The 17521-nt window shown below is 66.9% G+C and carries 18 protein-coding genes and 1 tRNA gene; 11 read left to right on the forward strand and 8 right to left on the reverse strand.

Annotated features, from left to right (window positions below; genetic code table 11):
- Nucleotides 1–99 precede the first annotated feature (99 nt).
- Nucleotides 100–1089 carry an aspartate carbamoyltransferase catalytic subunit gene (locus tag AAHM44_RS22575; protein ID WP_269574798.1) on the reverse strand — a complete coding sequence of 330 codons (990 nt, stop codon included), beginning with the start codon at nucleotides 1087–1089 and terminating at the stop codon, nucleotides 100–102.
- Between the two features lie 72 nt (nucleotides 1090–1161).
- On the opposite strand from AAHM44_RS22575, the gene AAHM44_RS22580 reads away from it, so the two are divergent.
- Nucleotides 1162–2016 (forward strand): hypothetical protein, encoded by an 855-nt coding sequence (locus AAHM44_RS22580; protein ID WP_342251402.1) that lies wholly within the window; start codon nucleotides 1162–1164, stop codon nucleotides 2014–2016.
- On the opposite strand, the gene ruvX is transcribed toward AAHM44_RS22580, so the two are convergent.
- Together ruvX and AAHM44_RS22590 are read right to left on the reverse strand one after the other, a co-directional pair.
- Nucleotides 2013–2474, reverse strand: coding sequence for a Holliday junction resolvase RuvX (ruvX, locus tag AAHM44_RS22585; protein ID WP_342251403.1), 462 nt, complete (start codon nucleotides 2472–2474; stop codon nucleotides 2013–2015). The two genes, AAHM44_RS22580 and ruvX, sit on opposite strands and share 4 nt — an antisense overlap.
- Nucleotides 2475–2497: 23 nt before the next feature.
- Nucleotides 2498–3607, reverse strand: coding sequence for a DUF3089 domain-containing protein (locus AAHM44_RS22590; RefSeq protein WP_342251404.1), 1110 nt, complete (start codon nucleotides 3605–3607; stop codon nucleotides 2498–2500).
- Nucleotides 3608–3805: 198 nt separating this feature from the next.
- On the opposite strand from AAHM44_RS22590, the gene gatC reads away from it, so the two are divergent.
- From gatC to AAHM44_RS22615, 5 genes are all read left to right on the forward strand, one after another.
- Nucleotides 3806–4093 carry an Asp-tRNA(Asn)/Glu-tRNA(Gln) amidotransferase subunit GatC gene (gatC, locus tag AAHM44_RS22595; RefSeq protein ID WP_183994508.1) on the forward strand — a complete coding sequence of 96 codons (288 nt, stop codon included), beginning with the start codon at nucleotides 3806–3808 and terminating at the stop codon, nucleotides 4091–4093.
- Nucleotides 4093–5577, forward strand: coding sequence for an Asp-tRNA(Asn)/Glu-tRNA(Gln) amidotransferase subunit GatA (gene gatA / locus AAHM44_RS22600; RefSeq protein ID WP_342251405.1), 1485 nt, complete (start codon nucleotides 4093–4095; stop codon nucleotides 5575–5577). The genes gatC and gatA overlap by 1 nt, the downstream gene beginning before the upstream one ends.
- Before the next feature lie 419 nt (nucleotides 5578–5996).
- The gene (gatB, locus tag AAHM44_RS22605) at nucleotides 5997–7496 is read left to right on the forward strand and encodes an Asp-tRNA(Asn)/Glu-tRNA(Gln) amidotransferase subunit GatB (protein WP_342251406.1); all 1500 of its coding nucleotides are present in this window, start codon (nucleotides 5997–5999) and stop codon (nucleotides 7494–7496) included.
- A gap of 18 nt (nucleotides 7497–7514) precedes the next feature.
- A complete protein-coding gene (locus AAHM44_RS22610) occupies nucleotides 7515–8120 on the forward strand; it encodes a hypothetical protein (protein WP_342251407.1) in 606 nt (201 codons plus the stop codon).
- Nucleotides 8117–8761 carry a peptidylprolyl isomerase gene (locus tag AAHM44_RS22615; protein WP_342251408.1) on the forward strand — a complete coding sequence of 215 codons (645 nt, stop codon included), beginning with the start codon at nucleotides 8117–8119 and terminating at the stop codon, nucleotides 8759–8761. Before AAHM44_RS22610 ends, AAHM44_RS22615 begins: the two co-directional genes overlap by 4 nt.
- Before the next feature lie 9 nt (nucleotides 8762–8770).
- Here the strand turns inward: AAHM44_RS22615 and AAHM44_RS22620 are convergent, their stop codons facing one another.
- From AAHM44_RS22620 to AAHM44_RS22630, 3 genes are read right to left on the reverse strand one after another with little or no spacing between them, the layout of a single operon-like run.
- Nucleotides 8771–9475, reverse strand: coding sequence for a Crp/Fnr family transcriptional regulator (locus AAHM44_RS22620; protein ID WP_269574806.1), 705 nt, complete (start codon nucleotides 9473–9475; stop codon nucleotides 8771–8773).
- A gap of 28 nt (nucleotides 9476–9503) precedes the next feature.
- The gene (locus tag AAHM44_RS22625; protein ID WP_269574807.1) at nucleotides 9504–9686 is read right to left on the reverse strand and encodes a hypothetical protein; all 183 of its coding nucleotides are present in this window, start codon (nucleotides 9684–9686) and stop codon (nucleotides 9504–9506) included.
- A gap of 16 nt (nucleotides 9687–9702) precedes the next feature.
- Nucleotides 9703–9882 carry a hypothetical protein gene (locus AAHM44_RS22630; protein WP_269574808.1) on the reverse strand — a complete coding sequence of 60 codons (180 nt, stop codon included), beginning with the start codon at nucleotides 9880–9882 and terminating at the stop codon, nucleotides 9703–9705.
- 112 nt (nucleotides 9883–9994) lie between these two features.
- Here AAHM44_RS22630 and AAHM44_RS22635 point away from each other — a divergent pair.
- The 3 genes from AAHM44_RS22635 (at nucleotide 9995) to AAHM44_RS22645 (ending at nucleotide 12778) form a co-directional block, all read left to right on the forward strand.
- Nucleotides 9995–10079 (forward strand) — tRNA-Leu (locus tag AAHM44_RS22635).
- 71 nt (nucleotides 10080–10150) lie between these two features.
- Complete coding sequence (gene tig / locus AAHM44_RS22640; RefSeq protein ID WP_269574809.1) at nucleotides 10151–11740, forward strand: trigger factor; 1590 nt, start codon at nucleotides 10151–10153, stop codon at nucleotides 11738–11740.
- 111 nt (nucleotides 11741–11851) lie between these two features.
- On the forward strand, nucleotides 11852–12778 hold the full coding sequence (locus tag AAHM44_RS22645) for a glycosyltransferase family 2 protein (protein WP_342251409.1): 927 nt from the start codon (nucleotides 11852–11854) through the stop codon (nucleotides 12776–12778).
- A gap of 103 nt (nucleotides 12779–12881) precedes the next feature.
- On the opposite strand, the gene AAHM44_RS22650 is transcribed toward AAHM44_RS22645, so the two are convergent.
- Both AAHM44_RS22650 and AAHM44_RS22655 read right to left on the reverse strand, forming a co-directional pair.
- The gene (locus tag AAHM44_RS22650) at nucleotides 12882–13922 is read right to left on the reverse strand and encodes an SDR family oxidoreductase (protein WP_342251410.1); all 1041 of its coding nucleotides are present in this window, start codon (nucleotides 13920–13922) and stop codon (nucleotides 12882–12884) included.
- Nucleotides 13919–15208: a hypothetical protein gene (locus AAHM44_RS22655; protein WP_342251411.1), complete on the reverse strand. Its 1290-nt coding sequence runs from the start codon at nucleotides 15206–15208 to the stop codon at nucleotides 13919–13921. Before AAHM44_RS22655 ends, AAHM44_RS22650 begins: the two co-directional genes overlap by 4 nt.
- A gap of 174 nt (nucleotides 15209–15382) precedes the next feature.
- On the opposite strand from AAHM44_RS22655, the gene AAHM44_RS22660 reads away from it, so the two are divergent.
- Both AAHM44_RS22660 and clpX read left to right on the forward strand, forming a co-directional pair.
- The gene (locus tag AAHM44_RS22660; protein WP_184167666.1) at nucleotides 15383–16018 is read left to right on the forward strand and encodes an ATP-dependent Clp protease proteolytic subunit; all 636 of its coding nucleotides are present in this window, start codon (nucleotides 15383–15385) and stop codon (nucleotides 16016–16018) included.
- 121 nt (nucleotides 16019–16139) lie between these two features.
- Complete coding sequence (gene clpX, locus AAHM44_RS22665; RefSeq protein ID WP_184167662.1) at nucleotides 16140–17396, forward strand: ATP-dependent Clp protease ATP-binding subunit ClpX; 1257 nt, start codon at nucleotides 16140–16142, stop codon at nucleotides 17394–17396.
- Nucleotides 17397–17521: the final 125 nt, after the last annotated feature.

The following is a 17521-nucleotide window of genomic DNA, read 5'->3' on the forward strand; positions in this document are numbered from 1 at the left end:
CCCGGTCAACCCCGGGCCCCCGGTTAACACCCCACCGGCCACACAACCCCGGGCCCCGGGCTTTCGCCGGGGAACTATGATGGGAAGGGCGGAAATGGATCATGCCCAGCCCTCCACGCCGCGCTCGGCTCGGGTGAGGACGTCGAGGCAGGCCATGCGGACTGCCACGCCCATCTCGACCTGTTCGGTGATCGCGCTGCGATCCGGATCGTCGGCGACCGAGGAGTCGATCTCGACGCCGCGGTTCATCGGGCCCGGATGCATGACCAGCGCATCGGGCTTGGCGCGCGCCAGCCGCTCGGGGGTGAGGCCGTAGCGGGCGTGGAACTCGCGGGTCGACGGGATGAAGCCGCCGGCCATGCGCTCGTTCTGGACGCGCAGCATCATCACGACATCGGCGCCTTCCAGCGCGGCGTCGAAATCCGTGAACGGCGTGACGTAGAGCCCCTCGATCGCCGGGGGCATCAGCGTGGAGGGCGCGACGACGCGGACCTCGGCGCCGAGCGACGTCAGCGCCAGCATGTTCGAGCGGGCGACACGGCTGTGGAGCAGGTCGCCGCAGATCACCACGCGCTGGCCGGCCACCGAGCCGCGGCGGCGGCGGATGGTGAGTGCGTCGAGCAGCGCCTGGGTCGGATGCTCGTGCCAGCCGTCGCCGGCGTTCAGCACCGGGCAATCGACCTTGTCGGCGATCAGTTGCACCGCGCCCGAGGCCATGTGGCGGATAACGATCACATCGGCGCGCATCGCGTTGAGCGTAACGGCGGTGTCGATCAGCGTCTCGCCCTTCTTCACCGAACTCTGCGCCGCGTGCATGTTGACCACATCGGCGCCCAGCCGCTTGCCCGCGATCTCGAAGGACAGGAGCGTGCGGGTGCTATTCTCGAAAAAGGCGTTGATCTGGGTGAGCCCCTCGAGCCGGCGGTCGCTGCGGGCGCGCGAGCGGTTCGCTTCGATCCACTGTTCCGCTTCGTCGAGCAGGAACATGATCTCATGGGGCTGGAGACCCGCAATGCCGGTGAGGTGCCGGTGCGGGAAGACGGCGCGGCCCTGTATCTGGGCCGCGGGGCGATGATCTGAGGCTTGCATTAAAGCCGTCGCCTAGACCCCCGGACGCGGTGGCGCAAGGAGTCTCGCATCTGCCGCAAATCGCAGATAGGAATGCGCCCGCGTATCGTTTCGGGGGGAGCGTTCGTGCAGGGCTGGTGGGTTTCGTTTCTCGGCTGGATGACGCGCGATCCCGCGTGGTGGGCGGCGTTCCAGACCGGGGCCTTCTTCTTCGCATTGGGACTGGTGCTCGTCCTCGCGCTGCTGCCCTGGTGGCTGGCACGCGTCGAGCGGGCGCGCTGGCGGCCGATGCGGCAGATGCTGGCGCTGGCGGCGCTGCAGGCGCACCGCGATTGCGGGGAGAATGTGCTGGCGCTGTCGCGCGAATTCTTCCGCGAGAATGGCGCCGCCCCGCTCGACCGGCTGGTCCGCGCACGGGCGGCGATCGAGCGGCAGGCGGCGGACGGGGCGCGGTTCGGGCGGGTAATGGCGGTCTATGCGCCGGCGGTGGATGCCCGGCACGCGGCCCTGCTCGCCGATACCGCGGCGCTGGCGGAGCTGGCCGGACGGACGCTTGCGGGGCTCACGCGCCTCTATCTGGGCCAGGCGACGGTGCGGGTGGGGGCCAATGCGGTGCATGGCGACGATGCGCTGGGCTATGCGCCGGCGCAGCTGGTGTCGCTTTCCTATGTCGGCGAGATGGAAGCGCTGGCCGACGGCTTTGCCGAGAAGGCTGCCGGGCATCGCCTCGGCCTGGAAAAGGTGCTGGGGCGCCGGGCGCGCAAGGCGGCGCGGGCGGAGCTGGAGCGGATCGATGCGGACGTGGCGATGCTGGGCGCGGATGTGCGGCGCTTCTGCGGGAAGCTCCAGCCGGTCGATGCGGGGGACGTGACCTACAAGACCCGGGCACAGGGCGAGCGGGTACACCGCTCGCTCGATGCGCTGATCGCCCGGTTCGATCGGCGCTAGACGTTCACCAGCGCGTCGATCGCCGCCTGGAGGATGTGCGCGGCGGCCATGTTGTCGATCATCTCGGCGCGGCGGGCGCGGCTGAAATCTTGCTCGATCAGCGTGCGCTCGACCGCGACGGTGGACCAGCGCTCGTCCCAGAGCAGGATCGGCAGGCCGAGATCGTCCATGTTGCGGGCAAAGGCGCGGGTGGACTGGGTGCGCGGGCTGTCGGTGCCGTCGAGGTTGAGGGGGAGGCCGATGACGAGGCCCTTGACCTGCTGCGCGGTCATCAGCGCCTGGAGCGCGGCCTTGTCCTTGGAGAACTTCGTGCGGCGGACCAGCTCGGCCGGGCTCGCGAAGCTCCAGCCGGCGTCGCACAGGGCGGTGCCGATCGTCTTGGTGCCGACGTCGAGGCCGATCAGGCGGCCGCCGGCGGGCAGGGCGGCGCGGAATTCGGCGGAGGCGGTGGTGATCATCGCGGCCTTCTACGTCGCGCCGATCAGAACGGCCAGAACTTGCGCTTGGCCTTGAGCCGCCGCTCGGCATCGGCGCGGACATTGGCCCAGAACAGGCTGTAGTCGAACACATGGTAGTTGTTGCCCGGCAGCACATAGGGGCCGAGGTCCGGCGGGGTGTTGCCGATCATCAGGATGCCGCGTCCCTCGCAGCGGGCAGGGACGAGGTTCTTGCGGAGGACGGCGCTGGTCAGGTCCTTGCTGGGCAGCAGGCCGCCGAGATTGGCCTCCGCGCCGACGCTGTCGTTCGGTTTTCCGGTGAGCGGGTTGGTGCAGAGCATCGGCGTGCCCTTGCGCGGCTGCCCGGTGAAACCGCTGCTCTGGTCGAAGGTGTCGAGAATCAGCGAAGGGTCGGCGGGGTCGGAGAAGCTCTGCCAGGACAGGATGCAGCCGGTCTCGTCAGGGCCGGAGCAGGCGGGGAGGCCGAGCTTCGGCAGGTCCGCAGTCATCGAGACCGGCCAGCCCACGACATAGGCCGCGACGATGCGCTTCGCGAGCGGCTTGCCTGCCACGCGATCGACCAGCAGGCGGGTGAGGTGAAGTGCGCCCTGGCTGTGGCCGGCCAGGATGATCGGGCGGTTGCCGGCTTCCTTGAGGAACTGATCGAACGCCGCCAGCACGTCGCGATAGGCGAAGTCGAGCGCCTGATGCGCCTGTTCCTTGCTGGTGAGGAAGGCGCCGAAGGTCGCCTGGCGATAACGCGGCGCCCAGACCAGCCCGGCGCCGTTGAAGGCGCTCGCCTGGCCGCGCAGGAACAGCTCGGCGCGGGCATTGGCCGCCATGTCGCCTAGCGGTGCGTTCCAGGCAGAGCGATCGAGGAATGACGTAGGGTGGACGAAGAACACCGCGGCGGGCGGGTTCTCGGCGGGCTTGAAGCCTTCGGGCGTCCACAGCGCGGGATTGCCGGGCTTGTCCGGCCGGGCGAGCCAGAGATCGGGCCTGGTGTAATCGCCGGGGGCGGAGAGCTGCACGATGTTCGCGCTGGGCACCATGGCCTGGCGGAGCAGTTCGATGCCCCAGAATCGATAGGCGAAGGTGGCGGCCAGTGCGAGCACGATAAGTCCTACGATGACGTAGAGGAATTTACGGGCCAAGCCCCACTCTCCATTGTGCAATGCAGCATAAAGCCGTTTTGTTGCAATCGCATTCCCGGCGGGCGCGATTTCGCCCGGCGCAACTGCGCTTGCAGGCGCCACCATAAAGCACCGGAAATTCACTTTACCACCCCGCACGGACGAGGGCCGCGCAAGCCAGCGCTTGAAGGCGCGGGGCGCGGCTGTTAGGCGCCTCCCATGTCCGTCGATACCGCAACCGTGAAGAAGGTGGCGAGCCTCGCTCGCATCGCGATCAGCGATGCCGATGCCGAGCGCCTCGCGCCCGAGCTCAACAACATCCTGGGCTGGATCGAGCAGCTTGGCGAGGTCGATACCTCGTCGGTCGAGCCGATGACCGCCGTGATCCCCAACAAGCTGCGCCTCCGCGAGGACGTGGTGACCGAGGGCAACCAGCGCGACGCCGTGCTGCAGAACGCACCGCAGGGCGAGCACGGGTTCTTCACCGTGCCGAAGGTGGTCGAATAATGACCGAGATCACCGATCTGGGCGTAGCCGCCCTGCGCGACGGCGTGCGCGCCGGCACCTTCTCGGCCCGCGAAGTCGCCGATGCCTTCATCGTCAAGGTGAGCAAGGCCAAGGCGCTCAACGCCTTCATCGTCGAAACCCCCGAGCATGCGCTCGCCGCCGCTGCCGCCGCCGACGAGGCGCTGGCCAAGGGCGAGGCGCTCAAGCCGCTTGCCGGCGTGCCGATCGGCATGAAGGACCTGTTCGCCACCAAGGGCGTGCAGACCACCGCCGCCAGCCACATGCTGGAAGGCTTCAAGCCGGTCTATGAATCGACTGTCTCGCAGAAGCTGTGGGACGCGGGCGCCGGCATGCTCGGCAAGCTCAACCTCGACCAGTTCGCGATGGGCTCGTCGAACGAGACGTCGTATTTCGGCAACGTGATCTCGCCCTGGCGGCGTGGCGGCGGCGACAATGCCCCGCTGGCCCCCGGTGGCTCTTCGGGCGGCAGCTCGGCGGCGATCTCGGCGCGGCTGGTGCCGGGTGCCACCGGCACCGACACCGGCGGCTCGATCCGCCAGCCCGCGGCGTTCACCGGCATCAGCGGCATCAAGCCGACCTATGGCCGCTGCTCGCGCTGGGGCGTGGTCGCCTTCGCCTCGTCGCTGGACCAGGCCGGGCCGATGGCACGCGACGTCAGGGACTGCGCGATCCTGCTCGAGAACATGGTGGGTTTCGACCCCAAGGACTCGACCTCGCTGAACCTGCCGGTGCCGAAGTGGGAAGAGCTGCTTTCGGGCGACCTCAAGGGCAAGAAGATCGGTATTCCCAAGGAATATCGCCTCGACGGCACGCCGGAGGAGATCCTGAAGCTCTGGGACCAGGGCATCGCCTGGGTGAAGGACGCCGGCGCCGAAGTGGTGGAAGTCAGCCTTCCGCACACCAAATACGCGCTGCCGACCTATTACATCATCGCGCCGGCCGAGGCTTCGTCGAACCTCGCCCGCTATGACGGCGTGCGCTATGGCCTGCGCGAGCTGGCCGATGGGCAGAACCTGCAGGAAATGTACGCGGCGACGCGCGCGGCGGGCTTCGGCCCCGAAGTGCAGCGCCGCATCCTGATCGGTACCTATGTGCTGTCGGCGGGCTTCTACGACGCCTATTTCACCCAGGCATCGAAGGTCCGCACGCTGATCGCGCAGGATTTCGAGAACGCCTTCACGCTGTGCGACCTGCTGCTGACCCCGACGGCGCCCAGCGCTGCGTTTGCTCTCGGGGAAAAGTCGGCCGATCCGCTGGCGATGTACCTCAACGACGTGTTCACCGTGCCCGCCAGCCTGGCCGGCCTGCCGGCGATGAGCGTGCCCGCCGGGCTCGACAGCGCCGGGCTGCCGCTCGGCCTGCAGATCATCGGCAAGCCGCTCGACGAGCAGGGCGTGCTGGGCGCCGGCCTTGCGATCGAGCAGCGCGCCGGGTTCACGGCGCGGCCGGAGCAATGGTGGTAAGGAAAGATGATAATCTCGAAGAGGTTCGTGAGCTCTTCGAGTTTCATCCAAATTTCTATAATATTAATGCGTTCATTTGCGTTGTTTTTGGTGCTGCGCTCGGAGCGTATATTGGATTCCAATTCACGGGATACGGCAATAACTATAAGACGTTCTTATCTCTATTATTTACCCTTACGGCTGGGAATGGGTTTGTTCTGAGCTTGTTGCAGCTAGGGAGTAGGGTCGCAACTAGGGGCGTTAGGGCGTCGACTAAGCTTGCTATTGTGAGTTTGTTTTGGACCGCAATGCTGATCGCTCTAGCGCAGATGCTTTTGAACCAAGGTTGGATATTCGCAGGGATTATCGTTCCTTGGTGGTTTGCCACTCTGTTGCATGCGGCTCTGATAAGAATGGCCTTCGGAAAGGCGGGCGAATAGATGTCTGAGTATAGAATCCAGGGCGAAACCGGCGAATGGGAGGTCGTGATCGGCCTTGAAGTCCACGCCCAGGTCACGTCCAACGCCAAGCTCTTCTCGGGCGCGGCGACGGCGTTCGGCGCGGAGCCGAACAGCCAGGTGAGCCTGATCGACGCGGCGATGCCGGGCATGCTGCCCACGCCGAACCAGGAGTGCATCCGCCAGGCGGTGCGCACCGGCATGGCGATCGGCGCGGTGATCAACAAATGGTCGCGCTTCGACCGCAAGAACTATTTCTACGCCGATCTGCCGCAGGGCTATCAGATCAGCCAGCTCTTCCACCCGCTGGTGGGTGAGGGGCAGATCGAGATCAGCCTGGACGACAAGGATCCCGAGGCCAACGTCAAGACGATCGGCATCGAGCGCATCCATGTCGAGCAGGATGCCGGCAAGCTGATGCACGATCAGCATCCGACGCGCTCCTATGTCGATCTCAATCGCGCCGGCGTGGCGCTGATGGAGATCGTGTCGAAGCCGGACATGCGCTCGCCGCAGGAGGCTGGTGCCTATCTGAGCAAGCTGCGCGCGATCCTGCGCTATGTCGGTTCGTGCGACGGCAACATGGACCAGGGCTCGATGCGCGCCGACGTGAACGTCTCGGTCCGCAAGCCGGGCGCCGAGTTCGGCACCCGCACCGAGACCAAGAATGTCAACTCGGTCCGCTTCGTCATGCAGACGGTGGAGATCGAGGCGCGGCGCCAGGTCGAAGTGCTCGAGGCCGGCGGCAAGATCGTCCAGGAAACCCGCCTGTTCGATCCGGACAAGGGCGAGACCCGGTCGATGCGCTCGAAGGAAGACGCGCACGATTATCGCTACTTCCCCGATCCCGACCTGCTGCCGCTCGAGCTGGACGATGCCTTCCTCGAGGAGTGCCGCGCCAGCCTGCCCGAGCTGCCCGACGCCAAGCGCCGCCGCTATGAGCAGGCGCTGGGGCTGAGCGCGTACAATGCCGCGACGCTGACGGCCGATGCGGACACTGCCCGCTGGTTCGAGGCGCTGCTCGCCGAGGGCGCGCGCATCCAGAAGAAGGGCGAGCAGGAAGTTGCCCGTGCTTCGGCCAACTGGCTGCTGTCGGACCTGTATGGCGCGCTCAACCGCCTGAACAAGGACCTCGACACCTCGCCGGTGAGCCCGGAGCAGGGCGCCGAGCTGCTGGCGCTGGCCGCCGATGGCACGCTGTCGGGCCCGCTTGCCAAGCAGGTGTTCGAGATCATGCTCGAGACCGGCGATGCGGCGGGGAAGATCGTCGAGGAGCGCGGGCTCAAGCAGACCAGCGACACCGGCGCGATCGAGGCGGTGATCGCGGAGATCCTCGCCAAGAACCCGGGCCAGCTCGAGCAGTATCGCGGCGGCAAGGAAGCGCTGTTCGGCTTCTTCGTCGGCCAGACGATGAAGGCGATGGCGGGCAAGGCCAACCCGGCGGTGGTCAACGAGTTGCTCAAGAAGGCGCTCGCGGGCTGAGTTGCGAAGGGGAAAGCGATGATCACGATCCTTTCGGCATTGCTTTTCCTTTCTCCCGCGCAGGCGGCGGACTGCAGCTATGACCGCGCGGCACTGATCGCGCTCGACCAGGATCGGTTCGACCAGGACCTGGACGGTGGCTGGCGGGCGCTGGCGAATCGGGGCTGCGAGCATGCGGCGGCCGAGGCGATTCGCGACTGGCGCGAGGCGCACAAGGCGGAGCTCTCGACGCTCTTCTGGCATGAGGGGCAGATGCGCGCCAATGCCGGCGAGACCGATGCAGCGATCGGGCTGTTCCAACGGGCGCGTAAGCGCACCGGCGGGGACCAGGGGGGTGCCTGGGCGCTCTATGTCGATGGCAGCATCGCGTTCCTGCGCGGGGACAAGGACGGGCTGGAGGCGGCACGCGCGAAGCTCGCCGCCACGCCCAGGCCTGCCGACTTCGACGAAGTGGCGCGCGACGACAAGGGCAAGCCGATCCTGATGCCGGACGGCAGCCCGTGGCGCATCCAGTGGCCGCTCAACCTGGGCGTGCTCGACTCCCTGCGCCGCTGCTGGGGGCAGACCTACAAACAGGCCTATGCCTGCCCGCGGGCCGCCGCGACGAAACAGGAGGGATCATGATCCGGACGCTGACCGCCTGCCTGCTGACCCTGTCGGCGCTTCCGGCCATGGCGCAGACCGCACCGGCCCCGGCGCCCGTTCCGGTGTCGTCGGCGACCCCCGCCAAGCCGCTGCCGCGCGTGGCGCTGACCACCAGTGCCGGGGTAATCACGGTCGAGGTAGACAATGTCCGCGCGCCGATCAGCGGTGGGAATTTCCTGCGCTATGTCGACCAGAAAAGGCTCGATGGCGCGCCCTTCTACCGGGTGGTGAAGGTGCAGGACCATTTCGGCTTCGTGCAGTTCGGCGTGAACGGCGCTCCGGCCAAGGTGCTGCCGCCGATCAAGCATGAGCCGACCACGGTTACCGGCATCAAGCATACCGATTTCACGCTTTCGACCCCGCGCCGCGCGCCGGGGACCGCGCGGGGCGACTTCACCATCCTGCTTGGCGACCAGCCCTCGTTCGATGCCGATCCGAGCAAGCCCGGCGACAATCTGGGCTTCGCGGCCTTTGCCCATGTCGTCGATGGCAAGGATGTGGTCCTCAAGATCTTCGATGCGCCCAACTCGCCCACCGCGACACTGGCCGGCGGCTATTTCAAGGGCGAGATTCCCGCCGCGCCGGTGAAGATCCTCACTGCACGGCGGGTGGCGCCCTAGTTCGCCGGCCTAGTTCGCCGGCTTGTCGAGATAGAGGTACAGCGCGTCGAACTCGGCGAGTCCCTCCAGCGCACCCCGATCATGGACGGTCACCTTGCCGCCGCGGAAATCGGCCAGGCCGGCTTCGCGGAGCTCGCGCAGCACGCGATTCACATGCACACCGGTCAGGCCCAGGCATTCGGCGAACTGGTTCTGGGTGATCGGCAGTCGGAAGCTGTTGCCCTCCGCCGCGCCGACCACGAGCAGGCGCGACTGGAGCTCGCACAGCAGGTGCGCCGCGCGCTCGATCGCATTTCGCCGGCCCAGCGACACTTCCCATTCGCGGTGGATGCTCGCGTCGAGGTTGGTCGAGAACCAGAAGGCGCGGGTGAGGCTGGGGAAGCGATTGGTCAGCTCGAGCACGCGGACATGGGGCGCGCGCGCGATCCGGCACGGCGTCAGCGTCATCACATTGTGATCGAGATAGCCGAGCGTGTAGCCGTGCAGGTCGGCGAAATCGCCGGGCACGTGGATATGGGTGATCTGGCGCTGGCCGTCGCTCAGGTCCTTGTACCGCGCGAGCAGGCCGTCGAGCAGCAGAATCGAGCTGTTGAGCCGCTCGCCACGGCGCACGATCACCTGTTCGGCGGCGAAGTCGATCGGACCGATCAGCGCAGCGCGCAGGGCTTCTTCCTCCGGCTCGCCGATTTCGCAGCGCAGCCGGAGCTTTTTCATGTGCTTGTCTATCATGGGCGCCCGGGCGTTACTGCGCGTCCGCGTCTTGGTTCTTGACGTCTCCGGCGGTGCCGCCGACTCCGTCCGAGGCTCCGGCATCCGCCAGCGGCGAATGGCCGTTGCCGCCTTCGCCGCGCTTCACGGCATCGGCGCGCGCCTCGACGATCTGCTGGAGATCGGAGCGCGGGTCGTCACGATTGCTGTCGTTCATCCTCTCTCTCCTTGTTCTATGCGATGGGCTGGCCCGGCGCCGGGACCGTCGGGGTGGACGGCTGGGGCGAGGGCACGTCGATGTCCGGCGCCGGGGGATCGAGTTCCGGCGGCGGGCTGATCGGCTGGCCCGGTTGCGGCGCGGACGGCTGCTCGGGGGGCGGCACGGTCGGCTGGACAGGGGGCTCAACGGGCACGTTCGGTCTCCTTGTTTCGCCTGACCAACGCTTCGTGTCGCGATGAAGTTTCTTGCGCCCTTGCGATGAAGCCCCTGACTGCTATAGAGCCCGCCGACCGGCGGTGCCCTGTGCGGGCGTGGCGGAACTGGTAGACGCGCCAGATTTAGGTTCTGGTATCGAAAGGTGTGGGGGTTCGAGTCCCTTCGCCCGCACCAGCATCGCCGCTCGTTTCCCGCGTCACCGGACGCCGCGACTCCTTTTCTTGAAGTTTGGAAGCCTGAGAAAAATGCAGACTGTCGAGACGTTGAACGAGGGCCTGAAGCGCGCCTACACGCTCAAGATCACTGCCAAGGACATCGACAAGAAGGTCGATGCCGAGGTCAAGCGGGTTGCTCCGCAGGTGCGCATGCCGGGCTTCCGCCCGGGCAAGGTGCCGACCAACCTGATCCGCAAGATGCATGGCGAGGCGATTGCCCAGGACGCGCTCAACAGCTCGATCCAGGAAGGCGTGCAGAAGCTGATCGCCGACAACAAGCTGCGCCCGGCCGTGTCGCCGTCGGTGAGCCTGGAAGGCGAGTATGCGCCGGGTGGCGACGCCGAGATCAAGGTCGAGCTGGAAGTCCTGCCGGACGTCCCGACTCCTTCGATCGACGGCCTGAAGCTCGAGCGCCTGACCGTTCCGGTCAGCGACGAGGAAGTGAACGAGCAGCTCAAGCAGCTCGCCGGCCAGCAGAAGGCGTGGACCGACGCCCCGGCCAAGCACAAGGCCGCCACCGGCGACCAGGTGACCATGGACTTCGTCGGCACCGTCGACGGCGTCGCCTTTGACGGCGGCACCGGCGAGGGCATGTCGGTCGAGATCGGCACCGGCCGCCTGATCCCGGGCTTCGAGGACCAGCTCGTCGGCGTGAAGACCGGCGACGAGAAGACGATCGACGTCACGTTCCCGGCCGATTATGGCGTGGCCGACCTGGCCGACAAGCCGGCGCAGTTCGCGCTCAAGATCACCGCGGTGAAGACCGCCGGCGAGACCGAGATCAACGACGACTTCGCCAAGACGCTCGGCCTGCAGAGCCTCGAGCAGCTCACCGGCCTGCTCAAGGGCCAGCTCGAGCAGCAGCTGGGCGGCCTGACCCGCACCTATATGAAGCGCAAGCTGCTCGACCAGCTGGCCGCCGGCCATGACTTCGAGGTTCCGCCCTCGATGGTCGAGGCCGAGTTCGACCAGATCTGGCACCAGCTCCAGCACGAAGCCGAGCATGAGGCCGATCCGGCCGCTGCCAAGGCCGAGCTGGACGCCGAGCGCGAGGACTATGTGAAGATCGCCGAGCGCCGCGTGCGCCTGGGTCTTCTCCTGTCGGAGATCGGCACCGCCAACGGCGTCGAGGTCACCTCGAACGAGATGAACCAGCTGATCGCCCAGGCTGCCGCCCAGTACAGCCCGAACGATCGCGAGCGCTTCTACCAGTATGTCCGCAACGAGCCGATGGCCGCCGCCCAGCTGCGCGCGCCGCTGTTCGAGGACAAGGTGGTCGACTTCCTGTTCGACAAGGCCGAGATCTCGGATCGCGAAGTGACTCGCGAGGAGCTGGAAGCCGCGATCGAGAGCGATGACGGTTTCGACACCGGCACGCACACCCACGACCACGACAACCACAAGCCGCGCAAGTCGAAGAAGGCCGACGAAGGCGAGAAGGCCGAGAAGAAGCCGGCCAAGGCCAAGAAGGCCGACGCCGAGCCGGCTGCGGAAGCCGAGGCCGAGCCGGCCAAGAAGCCGGCCGCCAAGAAGGCGCCGGCCAAGAAGGCCGAGGCAGCCGAGGGCGAGGCTGAAGCCAAGCCCGCCAAGAAGGCTCCGGCGAAGAAGAAGGCCGACTAAGGCTTTCCGCTTTGTACAAGTTCAGGCCCTCGCTCCTCGCGGAGCGGGGGCCTTTTCCTTGCGCCGCAGATTGCTGTCGAAACGCAGCCATTTCCGCCTTATGGCTGGCGCATGACCATGCCCAAAGTCGCCGTTCTCCTGCCCTGCTACAATGAAGAAGCCGCGATCGCCCAGACGATCGAGGGGTTCCGCAAGGCGCTGCCGGAGGCGACCATCTACGTCTATGACAACAACAGCCGCGACCGGACGATCGACGTCGCGCGGGCGGCGGGCGCGGTGGTGCGCAGCGAGCGGATGCAGGGCAAGGGCAATGTCGTCCGCCGGATGTTCGCCGATGTCGATGCCGACATCTATGTGATGGCCGATGGCGATGCGACCTATGACCCGGCCTCGGCTGCAGCGATGGTCGCGCGCGTGGCGGAAGAGGGGCTCGACATGATCGTCGGCACCCGCGTCCACGAGGCGGCGGAGGCGTATCGCCGCGGGCACGTGCTGGGCAACCGGATGATGACCGGCATCCTCGCCAGCCTGTTCGGTCGCAGCTTTACCGATATCTTCTCGGGCTACCGCGTCTTCTCGCGCCGCTTCGTGAAGAGCTTCCCGGTGCTCTCCGCCGGCTTCGAGATCGAGACCGAGATCAGCGTGCATGCGCTCGAGCTGAAGATGCCCGTCGGTGAGGTCGAGACCCGCTATTTCGCCCGGCTCGAAGGTTCCGAATCGAAGCTCAACACCTATCGCGACGGCTGGCGCATCCTGAAGACGATCGCGGTGCTCTACCGGATCGAGCGGCCGATGCTGTTCTTCGGCTGGATCGCCGCGCTGTTCGCGCTGCTGGCGATCGGGATGAGCATTCCGCTGGCCTTCACCTGGTTCGAGACCGGGCTGGTGCCGCGCTTCCCCACCGCGATCCTGGCGACGGGGCTGATGATCCTGGCGTTCCTCAACCTGTTCACCGGGCTGATCCTGGACACGGTGGTGCGCGGACGGCGCGAGGTGCGGCGGCTGGCCTATCTCGCCCAGCCCGGGCCGCTCAAGTAACTGCCTTCGCTGCTCCTGTCGTCATCCCCGCGCAGGCGGGGATCCAGAGTCACAAGCGAAACGGCAGAGAAACCCTGGATCCCCGCCTGCGCGGGGATGACGGCTATTTGGCGGTGGTCTCGATCAACCCCAGCTCGATCAGGCTCTTCGCGGATGCGAGGATCGCCTCCTCGTTGCTCCGAGGCTGCCAGCCGAGCAGCTTGCGCGCCTTGGCGTTGCTGGCGTTGGACTGGATGCCGAGGCGGGGTGCCGCCTCGCGGGCCATCGGGTTGAAGATCGCCATGATCCGCACCAGCCAGCTCGGCACGCGGCGGCGGGTGATGCGGGCACCGGCAGGGCCTAGGTTGGCGCGCAGCACATCCGCCATCTGCGGAATCGACATCGCCGGGCCGGCGACTGCGAGGAAGCGCTCGCCCGAAGCATCGGCATGGGTCATCGCCTCGATCTGCAGGCTCGCGACGTCGCGGACATCGACGACGCCGAACCACAGGTCGGGCAGGCCGGGCATCTTGCCCTCGATCATCGACTTCACCAGCCAGATCGAGGTCGAGAGATCGTCGTTCAGCGCCGGGCCGAAGATGCCGACCGGATTGACCACCGCCAGCTCCAGCCCCTTGCCCTCGGCCGCGACGAAGTCCCAGGCGGCGCGCTCGGCGAGCGTCTTGGATTTCATATAGGGCTGGACGGCGGGGCCGTTCACATCGGTCCAGTCCGCTTCGCTATAGTCACCGGAGCGGTTGCCATGGCCATAGCCGATCGCGGCGAAGCTGGAGGTGACGACGGCGCGCTTCACGCCCGCCGCATGGGCCGCGCGCAGGACACGGAGGGTGCCGTCCACCGCCGGGCGGATCAGCTCCTGTTCGTCTTCCGGCTGGCTCTGGGGGAAAGGCGAGGCGACGTGCTGGACATAGTCGCAGCCGGCCACGGCCTCGGCCCAGCCATCGTCCTTCTCCAGATCGGCGGCGAAGAAGCTGAGGCGGCTGGTATCGGCGCCTGCCTTTTCGAGCGTGGCGCGGACCTGCGGCTCGCGGGCGAGGTTGCGGACGGTGGTGCGGACATTGTGCCCCGCCGCCTGCAGCTGGAGGATGACATGGCTGCCCACAAAGCCGGAGCCGCCGGTGACCAGGATCGTGTGCGTCGTCATTGCGCCATCATGGGTATGCGCCCGCGCGCCTGCAAGCGGGCGAAGATTCCGACGAGCAGACCGGCGGCAAGAAAGGCGAGCAGCGGCCAGACGGCATAGGCGTATCGGGGCACGGGCTGGACCAGCGCATAGGGCAGGCCGGCGAGCGCGATGTAGAGCGCGAACAGCCCGTGGAAGCGCCGGCGCCGGATCAGGCCGACGAGCAGGCCGGCCAGGCCCAGCGCGGCGACCAGCCGGATCATGTCGATCCGCAGCGTGGGAAATGCCTCCCAGTTGGTCAGCGCGCCCTGCCAGCGATCGGGGAAGTAGAATTGGCGATAGTGCCGCAGCGCCAGCCGGGCGAAGTCGAGCGGGTTGGCGCGAATCCAGGCGCCGGTTTCCCGGGCAAGCGCGCGCGAATAGGCGACTTCGCCGCCGGCGGTGCGCAGCCGCGCCTGGGTCGCTTCATTGTCGTTGGGGTGGATCGCCTGCATCCGCGCCTGCGATTCGGCGAGCGGATCGGCGGGATCGAGCGCGCCGGGATAATTGGCGAGCGCCATTTCCAGTCCGACATTGTCGCGCAGCAGGATCGGGCTACCCATCACCTGCGCGTTGCGCAGCACCCAGGGCACGAGGACCAGCGCCAGTGCCGCTGCGGCGGTGGCGGCGAAGGCGAGGGCGCGTGGGAAGGGCAGGCGGCGCAGCGCGAGCCACGCCCAGCAGGCATCGACGGCGAGCCCGGTGGTGGGGCTGACGAAGAAGGTCGCGGCTGACAGCGCGGCGCCAACCAGCAGCGGCTGGCCCGCGATCGTCTCGCGCTGGTCCAGTGTGACGATCAGCCAGAGATTGGCGAGCGCGAGCAGGGTGGCGAGCCCGCCTTCCCAGACACGGAAGTCCGCCGCTTCCTGCACGATATGGCCGGGCACCAGGCAGAGCAGCGCAAGCCCGCCGATCAGCGCGGCAGGCTGCCAGCCGGCCCGTTCGAACAGCTTCCGGGCAAGCAGCCAGGTCGCGCCGAGCAGGGCGAGCGTCCACAGGCTGAGGATCAGGCTGGCCGCCGCCGAATCGCCGAACACATGCTCCACCGCGGCGGCGCCGACGATCGTGGTGGGCATCAGATGCGCGGTCGGGCCGGTGCCCGGTCCGAAGGCGTCGGCGAGCGTGCCGGTGCGCGCAAGGGCGGTGACCGCGCTGCTTGCCTCGCCCAGGTCGAACGGCGCGAGCAGGCCGCGCACCAGCACCAGCCACGCGAGGCGGATCGCCAACCCGGCCATCACCAGCCAGGTCGCCACGTCACGCGTCGTCATGCGCGCGCTTCCTGCTTCGTCTCCGCTGATGCCGTGTCTCCCCTGGCCGGTGCCGGACCCGCTTGTCACAGACTAACCATAACCAAGGCTTGAACTCCGCTCGTCAAGCGCCGATGTTGCAGCGGGCAAACAGACATAATGAGACATTCACCCATGCATCCGCTTTCCGGTCAGATGACCATCGACCCCGTTACCGGCGGTCTCGTTCCCATCGTCATCGAGCAGTCGAGCCGCGGCGAGCGCAGCTTCGACATCTATTCGCGCCTGCTGCGCGAGCGAATCGTTTTCGTGACCGGCCCGGTCGAGGACCATATGGCCTCGCTCATCACTGCCCAGCTGCTCTTCCTCGAGTCCGAGAACCCGAAGAAGGACATCTGGATGTACATCAACTCGCCGGGTGGCGTGGTGACCGCCGGCATGGCGATCCACGACACCATGCAGTATATCCGTCCGCGCGTCGGCACGGTCTGCATCGGCCAGGCAGCGTCGATGGGCTCGTTCCTGCTCGCAGCCGGTGAGCCGGGCCTGCGCGTGGCGCTGACCAATGCCCGCATCATGATCCACCAGCCCTCGGGCGGTGCGCAGGGCATGGCGTCGGACATCGAGATCCAGGCCAAGGAAATCCTGCGCATCAAGCGCCGGATGAACGACCTGTACGTGAAGTACACGGGCAAGTCGCTCGATGAGATCGAGCGTGCGATGGACCGTGACACCTTCCTCGAGGCCGACGAGGCCAAGGCTTTCGGCCTGGTCGACGAGGTTTACGAGAAGCGTCCGATGCCGACGGATGGTGAGGCTCCGGCAGCCTGATCCGTCAGTAGGTACTTAAGGAGTCTGGCGTAATAGCCAGATTCCAGTTTGCCGGATAATCTCCCGCGTGTAGGATAGCGGGTGGCGTAACGTGCGCGCGACGCACGAAGGATGGAATTGAATGACCAAGCTTAGCGGCGGAGACTCGAAGAGCACGCTCTATTGCTCGTTCTGCGGCAAGTCGCAGCACGAAGTGCGCAAGCTCATCGCAGGACCCACCGTGTTCATCTGCGACGAGTGCGTGGAGCTCTGTAACGATATCATTCGGGAAGAGACCAAGTCCGCGCTCGTCAGCAAGAAGGACGGCGGGGTTCCGACGCCGCAGGAGATCTGCGACGTCCTCGATGACTATGTGATCGGCCAGAAGCGCGCCAAGCGCGTGCTGTCGGTGGCGGTGCACAACCACTACAAGCGGCTGAACCACGGCGCCAAGGGCGCGGACGTCGAGCTTTCCAAGTCGAACATCCTGCTCGTCGGCCCGACGGGCTGCGGCAAGACGCTGCTGGCCCAGACGCTGGCGCGCATCCTCGACGTGCCCTTCACCATGGCGGATGCCACCACGCTCACCGAAGCCGGCTATGTCGGCGAGGACGTGGAGAACATCATCCTCAAGCTGCTCCAGGCTTCCGACTATAATGTCGAGCGGGCGCAGCGCGGCATCGTCTACATCGACGAGATCGACAAGATCAGCCGCAAGGCCGAGAACCCCTCGATCACGCGCGACGTGTCGGGCGAGGGCGTGCAGCAGGCACTGCTCAAGCTGATGGAAGGCACCACGGCTTCGGTTCCGCCGCAGGGCGGCCGCAAGCACCCGCAGCAGGAATTCCTGCAGGTGGACACGACCAACATCCTGTTCATCTGCGGCGGTGCCTTCTCGGGCCTTGAGAAGATCATCGGCGATCGCCTGCAGGGCAAGTCGATCGGCTTCGGCGCGCATGTCGCCTCGCCGGACGAGCGCCGCACGGGCGAGATGCTCAAGCAGGTCGAGCCGGAGGATCTCCTCAAGTTCGGCCTGATCCCCGAGTTCGTCGGCCGTCTGCCGGTCATCGCGACGCTCGAGGACCTCGATGTCGAGGCGCTGATCAAGATCCTCACCGAGCCGAAGAACGCGCTGGTCAAGCAGTACCAGAAGCTGTTCGACATGGAGGGCGTGAAGCTCGGCTTCAACGACGACGCGCTTACCGCCGTCTCGAAGAAGGCGATCGAGCGCAAGACCGGCGCACGCGGCCTCCGCTCGATCCTGGAGGGCATTCTGCTCGACACGATGTTCGACCTGCCGTCGATGGACGGGGTGGACGAGGTCGTGGTCGACAAGGACGTGGTCGCCGGCACCAAGGAGCCGGTCCGCGTCTATGCCAAGAAGGAAAAGGCGGGCTGAGCGTAGCACGCTAGCTCCGGCTGGAATTTGGAAGGCCCTTTCCGCGAGAGCGGGGAGGGCCTTCTGCTATTTGCCCCTCCCGTTACCCGGGGGGGGGGGGGGGGGGGGCGGGGGGGGCGGGGCGG

Origin of the sequence: Sphingomonas sp. OTU376 (genome assembly GCF_038440415.1) — a bacterium.
In the GTDB taxonomy this organism is placed as follows: Bacteria; Pseudomonadota; Alphaproteobacteria; order Sphingomonadales; family Sphingomonadaceae; genus Sphingomonas; species Sphingomonas kyeonggiensis_A.